This window comes from Ruegeria sp. SATB045 (assembly GCF_059613525.1).
The window spans coordinates 1-9,339 of record NZ_JBXWSR010000023.1; the positions used below are offsets into that span (position 1 = coordinate 1).

At 53.1% G+C, this 9,339-nt stretch carries 11 protein-coding genes; 3 read left to right on the forward strand and 8 right to left on the reverse strand.

The annotated features are described in order from the left end of the window. The 3 genes from AC2FNR_RS12850 to AC2FNR_RS12860 all read left to right on the forward strand — a co-directional run. Positions 1-423 (forward strand): sulfurtransferase (locus AC2FNR_RS12850; protein ID WP_496849349.1); only part of this gene is annotated, 423 nt, incomplete at its 5' end. A 64-nt stretch (positions 424-487) separates the two neighbouring features. Continuing rightward, positions 488-1,279, forward strand: a complete 792-nt coding sequence (locus AC2FNR_RS12855; RefSeq protein WP_496849350.1) for a class I SAM-dependent methyltransferase — start codon at positions 488-490, stop codon at positions 1,277-1,279. Positions 1,280-1,366: 87 nt separating this feature from the next. Beyond that, complete coding sequence (locus AC2FNR_RS12860; protein WP_496849352.1) at positions 1,367-1,852, forward strand: MaoC family dehydratase; 486 nt, start codon at positions 1,367-1,369, stop codon at positions 1,850-1,852. Positions 1,853-2,016: 164 nt separating this feature from the next. On the opposite strand, the gene AC2FNR_RS12865 is transcribed toward AC2FNR_RS12860, so the two are convergent. From AC2FNR_RS12865 to AC2FNR_RS12900, 8 genes are all read right to left on the reverse strand, one after another. Next, positions 2,017-2,979, reverse strand: a complete 963-nt coding sequence (locus AC2FNR_RS12865) for a LysR family transcriptional regulator (RefSeq protein WP_496849353.1) — start codon at positions 2,977-2,979, stop codon at positions 2,017-2,019. A gap of 572 nt (positions 2,980-3,551) precedes the next feature. Then, positions 3,552-4,331, reverse strand: coding sequence for a methyltransferase domain-containing protein (locus AC2FNR_RS12870; RefSeq protein WP_480492657.1), 780 nt, complete (start codon positions 4,329-4,331; stop codon positions 3,552-3,554). Positions 4,332-4,382: 51 nt separating this feature from the next. Further along, positions 4,383-5,003: a DUF3299 domain-containing protein gene (locus tag AC2FNR_RS12875; RefSeq protein WP_496849355.1), complete on the reverse strand. Its 621-nt coding sequence runs from the start codon at positions 5,001-5,003 to the stop codon at positions 4,383-4,385. A 65-nt stretch (positions 5,004-5,068) separates the two neighbouring features. Beyond that, the gene (locus tag AC2FNR_RS12880; RefSeq protein WP_496849356.1) at positions 5,069-5,914 is read right to left on the reverse strand and encodes an efflux RND transporter periplasmic adaptor subunit; all 846 of its coding nucleotides are present in this window, start codon (positions 5,912-5,914) and stop codon (positions 5,069-5,071) included. A gap of 112 nt (positions 5,915-6,026) precedes the next feature. Continuing rightward, positions 6,027-6,407: a hypothetical protein gene (locus AC2FNR_RS12885; protein ID WP_170803315.1), complete on the reverse strand. Its 381-nt coding sequence runs from the start codon at positions 6,405-6,407 to the stop codon at positions 6,027-6,029. Between the two features lie 24 nt (positions 6,408-6,431). Then, positions 6,432-6,830: a hypothetical protein gene (locus AC2FNR_RS12890; protein ID WP_170803316.1), complete on the reverse strand. Its 399-nt coding sequence runs from the start codon at positions 6,828-6,830 to the stop codon at positions 6,432-6,434. Positions 6,831-6,894: 64 nt separating this feature from the next. Next, positions 6,895-8,286 (reverse strand): metal-dependent hydrolase family protein, encoded by a 1,392-nt coding sequence (locus tag AC2FNR_RS12895; RefSeq protein ID WP_496849359.1) that lies wholly within the window; start codon positions 8,284-8,286, stop codon positions 6,895-6,897. Between the two features lie 69 nt (positions 8,287-8,355). After that, positions 8,356-9,339: metal-dependent hydrolase family protein (locus AC2FNR_RS12900; protein WP_496849360.1), on the reverse strand; the 984-nt coding region annotated here is incomplete at its 5' end.

Sequence of the window (9,339 nt, forward strand, 5' to 3'; positions counted from 1 at the left end):
GATGTCTTGGATGCGATGGGTAAGCCCGGAGTCAGAATTGTGGACTTTCTTCCAAACGACCTCTTCCGAGGCGACGGAGTTCACACATGGGGAGGTCGCTCGGGACATATTCCCAGTGCCGTCAACATACCGGCGATATCGAACATCGATCCGGATTTGGCACACATACCCATTGCCGAACGTGCAGCTAAACTAAAGGAACGTGGTTCATTCAAGTTGGCGGATCATTCCAAGCTCCTCAAGCACTATCAGGACAAGGGAATTCAAACTGACGATGAGGTCATCGCCTATTGCGGCCGTGGCATAGCTGCTTCTTGTGGGCTCCTTGCGTTGCGCCAAATGGGGTTCGAAAAGTCCCGCCTGTACGATGGTTCATGGGCTGAGTGGAGCGCCGATGAGGGCCTTCCGGTTGAAACCTCGTGAGACTACGATTTTGGGTCACTTTGGGTGGTCCAATTATTGACGCGTTGCTAGGAGGATATTTTTGATGACGGACAATTTCCGGCTGACCAAAGAAGCTGCGCAGAAGTACAACAACCATAGTGTGCCTGCGATGTTCGGCCCATTGGCTGAAGCAACAATGCAGAAGGTTCAGCTTCGAAGTGGCACTTGCGTTATCGACATTGCATGCGGCACCGGGGCTTTGACGCGAGAGATTGCAAGGAAACTGACGGGCGAAGGCCGGGTTGTTGGCGTAGATCTGAACGAAACCATGATTGAGGTCGCGCAATCCAATCATCCGGATTGTCGTCATGTGCTCGAGTGGTATGTAGCAGATGTAACCGAGTTACCTTTCGAAAATGCTACGTTTGACTATGCCTTCATACAACAGGGGCTTCAGTTCTTCCCCGACAAATCCTCGGCTTTGCAGGAAGTTCATCGGATCTTGCGCAATGACGGTCAGCTATTTTTGACATGTTGGCGTGCAGTGTCGCCCTTCAATGGAGCACTTGCAAAAGCTCTCAAGCGGCATGTTGGAAAAAATGCCGCAATCAAGGCCAGAGCGCCTTTTTCCTTTCGAGATGGGGACCTCATTTCTAAGTTGTTGGTCGATGCAGGCTTCAAGATAGCTCGTCACGAGCCATTGGTACTAGAGCGAAGATTTATTGACCTTCGTGCGCAAATCATGGCGCTGCCAATCGAAACTGATCTTAGGGATGCAGGTGCTGACGTCACCAACAAGGTCGTGGAAGAGGTTGCAGACGCTTTGTCTAGATATGACAAAAAAGGCGTATTGCACGTACCGCAAGAAGCGCACCTTTTTGTCGCCGCGGTATAGGTCAACGACCACTGGCTCAGTTCTCCAATACGATCTTTACCATGGTCGAATGCCAATGCGGCATTAGCTGCCGAGCGTGGCTCCGCGTTGACGGTTGAGTGGACATCAAACTATACTTTTGCCATGGCCAGCGGAAAATACATCGACGATTTGTCGGTTGGCGAAACCTTCGAAACCGGAGGCGTTACGCTGACCGAGGGAGCGATTATTGACTTCGCACTGGTTCATGACCCGCAGCCCTTCCACGTTAACAAAGTGGCTGCCGCAGAGTCGATTTTCGGCGGTCTCATAGCCAGTGGATTTCAAACAATAGCGCTTACTTTCAGGTTGTTCCGCGACACTGGTGTACTTACCGGCACCAATCTGGGTGGACATGGTATGGACGAGGTACGGTGGCTGGCTCCGGTGTATTCAGGTGACACGATCAGCGTGCGCGTCACGGTTGAGGCAATTGCACCATCACGTTCGAAGCCAGACCGGGGAACGGTCAAATTCCGATACCAGACATTTAACCAGAACGATGTTGAAGTTCTTAACCTGGTGATGCACCACGTGATGGCATGTCGGAGTTAAGACGGTTTGCAGCGACTTGGGCGCGGCGATCAATTCGACCTCCCTTTGTCATCTTCAAGAGTATCCTTGGGCTCGCCACATAAGGCTTCTATTCGCAATTGCGGTCGTGGCGTACATGCAAACTAGCTTGTTCGCGTGTTCTCAATCCTTTTTTGCCCAAATAACTACTTGTAGATTGCCGCATAGCGAGGTGCGAAGAACTTAACGAAGGCTCTAACCTCTGGCCGACGATAGGCTTCCGGCGAAATGAGCATTAGGTGCGGCACCGCAAGTTCGGGGATTTCGTCGAAACATCGGATAAAAGACATGTCTGTTTCCACCAGCTTGACATTGCTGATCCCAAGGCCTTGCCCTGACCTGATCGCCGCATGCATTAGCTCCAGTTCAGTGAAAGACATGACAATCTGGTCCGGCTCCACGTGATTGGTCAACCATTCGTGGAATACATTTGGCACATCGTCCCGCTGAAAGGTAACAAATTGATGCCCGGCCAGATCATTCGTTGACCCCGGTAAGCCAAATTTGTCCGCGTAGTTTCTGCTGCCGAACAAAGACCAGCGGGCCGTGCTGATCTTACGACAGATCAGGTCAGGATCGGGATCGGTTCTTGCAAGGCGCAAAGCAATGTCGGCCTCGCCCGCCATCAGGTCCAGCGCCCGAACGCTGGACAAAAACTCGAATGCGACATCCTGATTGACGGCGGAAAACTCGTTTACGATTTCGATCATGCGTGCGGAGAAATTTGCCGAATAAGCGGTGATACGGATGGGTTGTGTCGACGTCAATTCTTTCGCGCAATCGACAAATTCAAGGACTGAAGTCTCGATTGCTTCGGCGAGGGGAACGAGGCGAAGGGCTTCTGGGGTCGGTTTGAACCCGTGCGTACCGCGCTCAAAAAGCGTCAAGCCTGTTTCTCTTTCGAGAACATCAATGCGTCGGGCAACCGTTGGTTGGGAGACCTTTAGCTTTCTGGAGGCCGCAAGCGTCGACCCTTCTCTGAAGACAGAGAGGAACACACGAATATCCGACCAATTTCGGAACCCGCTCTTCATTTTTGTAGAACAGCACAATTTTGTGCCGGATACCAGAAAAACGAGTGAACAGTTACCGTTGTTGCGACAGCGCAAGTAACTCGGAAAGGACCACGAGATGGCTTCTCATACAATGTCACCCAGCATCTGGACCGTATTTGGTGGACTATTCGGTAGGACCAAGAGAGGCTTCCCTGAAAACCAGAAATCGCGGCTTACGGACAATGATCTTCACTCGGAACGCGACTATATAAATGAGGTGATCTGGAATAATCCGAACGCGTTTTCGAGTGAGCTGGACGTTCAGAACATGATGAGTCTGTATCCAGAAAGGTTCTGAAAACACTTGGTGACAATCGGCCGAACAGGGCGATTAGATCACGCCAAATACAGTTGCAAGCTGGAAGTGACAGCCACGCACCTGTGTTGTCGCCATTGAGTAAGTACCAATACGAGACCTTCTGTCATCACGCCTATCGCTGCGGTCGTTCGAACGTCTGACCAATGCCTGCACGTCTGGCACTTCCTTGGGACTTCACCGACGACAATTAAGTATGGACAAAAGATTTGCAGCACCTGTTGGGGCGCCTGTGACACCAATGGGGGTCTCTTGAACCGCGACTTTCATGAAGCCCGCGAAAGAACCTAGGCCGATTTACTTAGCTCAATCACCCCTTTTTGCGCACCACGACGACAAATTGGGTCATCGAAAAGAAGAAGCGTCCAGTCCTTGCAAGGCTGAGCTGCTCATCAAACCACGATTGCGCAACTGCGGGATCAACATGGTCATTTGCGACAGTGTATTGCTTCATGAGGTGCATCATCATGATTGCGAGGCCATCAGGCTTTAGCTGGTGATCTGTCATTGTGAACGACAAGACATCTTCCACATGGTCGCCGCGAGCCTTTATTAGTGCAGGCAGTCTTTCCGGGACGGAGCCACTCACAAAGTGCTGGTTCCAGGACGTCAGCATCTTTTGCATTCTGTCGGGCTCATCGCTGAACCAAATCAAGCTCCCAAAGTGTAGATCGCTGATGACGAGGCGCCCGCCGGGTTTGACGCACCGCAGCGTGTCGGACAGTGCGCCGTCTACGTCTTCGATGTACTCAAAGACCTGTACCGAGACGGCCTTGTCAGCACTCTCATCCTCAATGGGCAAACTATTTGCGGCACCAGCACGAAACTCCACGTTTGCGTAGTCACTGCACCGTTCTCTTGCTGCTGCTGTCATATCCTCGCTTGGGTCGATCCCGATGACATAGCCATCCGAGCCAACTGCGCGCGCCAACTCTGCTGTTAACATCCCGTTGCCACAACCGACGTCCAAAATGGTCTCACCGGGAGCAGGGCGCAGCGCATCAAATGAAGCCTGTCTTCGCCGCGTCAATTCAGCTCCTTGATAGGCGATTTCAAGTAATCTCGTTGTTTCAGCGTCAAACTTAAGCAACTCGCTCCCCTTACAAAGACCACAAGTCTACAAACCTTATCAGAAAATGGGTTATCTACGAAAAGCAGGACGGATCGTTGAGTCTTGAGCATGGATCCACCAACAATAAATGATTGCGCCGACTTGATCCGACGAGTGATTTAACCTCGTCGATGGCGCCCAGGAATCACTCAAGCGCAAACGTACCATCTGGTTCGGGGGCGGAGGCGGTACGTGGCTGCACATTCCACGTTCCGACACGATATATGCCATTTGGGAACCATCTTCGTTGGGGGGGGCCGGGATCACAAACCCGCCCAATGAAACGGTCACGCCATCGATGTCGACGTTGGCCGCCGTGCCCGCCTTCTCACGTCTTTCCATCACAACCCAGCGTTGGGAAATCAACCAGTCCGCTTCAACGCCTTCCTCAGCAAGGGTTGTTTCAGTCGCCTCGATATCCACTTGAATCTGGTTCAGTTGTTCTGGCGTCGGCCCGCCTTTCTCTAGCTGCGCGCGCAACCGGACCAATTTGCGAAGCGCGCTAAGCTGTTTGCCAGTCAATTCGACGAAAGGATCTTCGTAGTCTTGAGCGGATTCATCGATCAGGTCTGGCCACTCAATACGTGTAACTTCTGAATGAACCGGCAATGCTAATAAGCACGCGGTGATTACTGCAAATGAAAAACGCATTGTCATATGCTCCTCAATTCTAGGCAGGACAGCACACCACGCCACCGGCTCCGGCGGGTCATCATTCAGTTCCTCAGACTCGAAATGACGGTGACTTTTGCCCCTGGGCGAAGCAGCAACTCTGGATTCGGGAACTCGGCCCATACATCCATCAGCTGCGTTTTGGGATTAACTTTGAATGCCCCACCAAAGTAATGACCCTCATAGGGGTACAATTGTCCGTCTGGCATCTGCAAAGACAGACTGAGCCCTTCAAATGCTTCTGCATCTGTCTCAAATACCTGACGCCGTTTGGTGAATTCCTCGTAGGGCACTTTGACGACAACGTAGACCGGGTCGATATCCGATAGTATCGCCAGCGTTTCGTCCCCCCGTCTTTCCGTACTCAGATACTGATACTGCCTGACATGCGGTTGGCTGATAATCCCCGAAAAAGGCGCATGTAACTCGGTGAAGCTATACGCAAGCTGTGCCCCTTCATAAGCGAGGCCCGCCCGTTCAGCTGCGATTTCAGCAAGATCGCGGTTCACCTGGGAAAGCTGCAACTCCGCTTCCGGTATCAGCTCTTTCAGGTAGAGTTCCTTTTTTCGGGCCAATTCAGCGTCGGCGAGCCTGAGTTGGGCTGTCGCATCCTTCAGAGCTGTTTCGCTTAGCCGCATTTCGATGAAGGGACCTTTCTTGCCAAACTCGAACAGAAGGTCGCCCTGCTGAACATATTGGCCGGCGTGAAACGTAATTCGGGTGACCACATTGTCGACCAGTGGCGACAGCTCTGCTTCGCGACTTGGCTGTACATAGCCCTCAAAGCGTATTGTTTGCGGGACTTCTGTTGCACCGTTTTCCTGAGCGAGTGGGGCGCGTGCTGACGAAAAGGTAGCAAGCGCAAAAAGAACAAGAAGGGCTTTTATCATCGTAGCGCCTCGGATCCGGGTTTTGAACTTGGGCCGGGGTCCACAAAATGATCGCCCCAGCCAGCGTCAGGACAAACGAGGTAGTTCTTGCCCTGAAACATCGTACTTTCGTCTAGTTGAGAAGATCACCGACGATGCCAACGGCATCAACAACGGTAGACAGGTCATTCGTAACTTCGAGGACTTCGCCATCGACCTGAATGTAACGGTTTCCTTTGCCCGGCTCCTTCAGCTTCCATTTGGAAAGGTCCCCAATATCCTCGAACTCCAGATCAGATGGGAGCTTGGCACCGCGCGTGTAGCGCTTGATCTGACCAGGCGGCACAGCCTTTGGGCCTTTGCCGGGTTTGTCTTCTATCTGAATGCTGACATCACCGTTCTTGCCCCCCTTGTTCGGCTTTTTACCCTTGTTGTCTTTGGCATAGGCATCGCTGCCTCCAAGGATGAAAAACACAACTGCTAAGGCTGCGAGAATTCCGTAGGCGATCTTCATAGATTGTTCCTTTGCTTCCCAACTTCATTCGACCGGCGTTGAAAATTCCGGCACGCGCTTAAGGGCTTCGATCATGTCTGCGCTCGTCATCAATTCGATGAACGTGTAGTCTTTCAGAACCCCTTGGCTCAGACGCGATATATACATGGCCTGCACCATGCCCGGATCGTCCGGGAAACGGACAGTGATGTAGTTCTTTCCATCTGCCAGTCCCCAGAAATAGCTTATCATCTCACCGCCCATTGCGGCGAGCGCAGCGCCCATGTCCTTTTCCCGGTCGGTTGGATTGTCGATCATGATTTGCCAGGCATTGGGGTTTGGCTCCCCAATCCCCAAATAGTATCGGCTTTGAGACTCCTCCGCCGCTGCACCGGAAACACCAATCCCAACTGCGCAAAGAGTTACAGCGATAGCCTTGTTCATTGATCGCTCCCCCGTTCAGGATCGACGGCGCAAGACGCATGGGCCAATTTTCCGCACACTCCGCTCATTCGAGTGTATTCTTGTAGAAGACGCCGTCTTTCATAATCACGCGAATGGTCTCAAACCCTCGATCACGCGCGGGTGCATCAAACCACTGGGGATTTGCGCCAAGAACCGACAGGTCCTCCAGCGGGTTTCCGTCGACGATCAGGATGTCGGCATAGGCCCCTTCTTCGATCACGCCCAGTTTGTTGGGATAAGGGTTCCGTCGCCCTGTCAGTTGGGCGAGTTCGCCACCAGTCGAGGTCGCTGCAACCAGCAATGCATGGTTACCCAGCAATTCAGCGAAATAGTACTTTTCAAAGTCCCGGTGCGCGCGGCCAAACCCAATGGTGGACAACACGGTGTCGACGTTATGCACGATCTTGGGTTTGTATTTCTTGATATAATCAATGACGTTTTCTGACCCGACCAGATATTCTTCCAGTTTTGGTTTCACCGTCGGCATCGAGAAATTTGGGTGATCAAGCAGCGCCGGATCCATTCCAGCCACATTCAGGGCCCAGAAGATACCTTCATCGGCAATGCGTTTGACGGTCTCCTCGCTCACCATCTGAGCGTGCTCCAGTGACTTGACGCCCGCGTCCAGAGCCATTGTGACCGTTTCATCCGTATAGGCGTGGACTGTCACATAGGTATCAAAGAACGACGCAGCTTCGACCGCTGTCGATATCTCATCAACGTTGTAAGCAACGGACCAAAGCGGATCGAGCTCGGATGACACACCGCCCCCGGCCATCAGTTTCAGGAAACTCGCCCCGTGCGCGAAGTTAAGCCGCGATGCCTTCCGGATTTCTTCGGCACCATCAGCAATATAGGACAGGTTGAACGTATTGGCGACGTCGTCCGATCCCATGTTGAAGGTTCGCTGCTCGGGGTTTCGCCAGTCACCATGCCCGGATGTCGGGCCGATGGCCGCACCTGACGCATAGATGCGTGGCCCGTCTACAATCCCCTTGTCGATCAGTTCACGCAGACCTGATCCCATTCCGCCGGTATCCCGCACCGTGGTGTAACCGTCGTAGAGATAGTCGCGGGCATTTTCAGCCGCGGTGGCCCCGATCTGATCCCATTTGGCGGCCTGAAGACCCGAGAAGGATTGCACGAGCCCTGTCGCGTAGAGATGCACGTGACTGTCAATCAACCCCGGCATCAGCGTGCGACCACCCCCGTCAACAAGCGTTGCGTCGGGCGCATCAATACCGTCGGTCGAGACTGTCTTTATGAGATTGCCTTCAACCAGAACATTCGCGTTTTCGATCCGCTCTTCACTAATTCCGTCAAAGATATGCACATTGGTGAACAAGGTTTGCGGGAGCGCGTCCTGCGCCAACGCACCGCTTGCTGCCAAGGAAACAAATCCAGCGATTGCTGTCAGTGAGGCCAGTGTTTTCACGTGTCAGTACTCCCATTTGTCAAACTAAGGGGGCGCGGGATGCCGAGGTAAATTCACCCCGCGCGACACTCAATCGAGTGTATTCTTGTAGATCACGCCATCTTTCATGATTAGGTCGATGTTGTTGGTGTAGTCGACCAGGATCTCGGCATCCTCGACCGGGTTTCCTTCAACAAGCAGCAGATCGGCATATGCGCCTTGTTCGATCACGCCCAGCGGGCCTGCTGTGTAGGGATTGAGTTTTCCTGACAGTGCCAGAAGTGCGGCCGACTTTGACGTCGCCTGTTGCAGGATTTCGTGCGAAGTCCACGCCTCCAGTCGGTATTTGAACTCATCGTTCTGCTTGGTCAGCGCGACGGGGTCGCCGATAATGTCAGTTGAGAAAGCCACGTTCTCGATCCCGAAATCTTTGATCAACTGCATCTGATTTCGTGCACCCGCTTGCACGCTGAGAAACTTTTCGGCGGCCCCTGGTCCAAGAGCGGAAATAACGGTTTGTTCGTCCAATCCCAAAAGAGAATAGAACGGAACAATCCAGGCATCCGCGTCCTTGATCGCTTGCGCACCGATTTCTGTCATCAGTTGTCCATGTTCAATGCTGATCACACCTGCCTCAATCGAGCGCACGATGGATTCGTCTGTATAGGCGTGAACCATTACATAGGTTCCCCAATCGGCAGCGGCCCGGACAGAAGCCTCAAGCTCTTCCGGCAGACCCTGAACGGTGTGTAACGGATCAACCTGAGAAGATACCCCACCGCCAGCCATCACCTTGATCTGGACAGCGCCAAGGCGCAGGGCTTCGCGGGTCGCACGCAGCGTTTCCGGCACGCCATCGGCCAGAAACTCCAGATGCTGGTTAAAGAAGGATGGTTGCGCCCCCATGAAATTGGGATGGGGTTCGGTATAGACGCGATGTTCTCCATGCCCCGAGGTTTGCGAGATCACAGGCCCAGAGGCGTAGATACGCGGGCCAACGGCCTTACCGCGGTCTATAGCTTTTTGCAGACCAATTGCCGGGCCGCCCGCGTCCCGAACGGTTGTGAAACCACG

Coding starts and splice junctions, on each gene's coding strand:
- AC2FNR_RS12890 (WP_170803316.1), bottom strand. CDS start 6,830: ATGAACAAGGCTATCGCTGTAACTCTTTGCGCAGTTGGGATTGGTGTT.
- AC2FNR_RS12885 (WP_170803315.1), bottom strand. CDS start 6,407: ATGAAGATCGCCTACGGAATTCTCGCAGCCTTAGCAGTTGTGTTTTTC.
- AC2FNR_RS12875 (WP_496849355.1), bottom strand. CDS start 5,003: ATGCGTTTTTCATTTGCAGTAATCACCGCGTGCTTATTAGCATTGCCG.
- AC2FNR_RS12855 (WP_496849350.1), top strand. CDS start 488: ATGACGGACAATTTCCGGCTGACCAAAGAAGCTGCGCAGAAGTACAAC.
- AC2FNR_RS12880 (WP_496849356.1), bottom strand. CDS start 5,914: ATGATAAAAGCCCTTCTTGTTCTTTTTGCGCTTGCTACCTTTTCGTCA.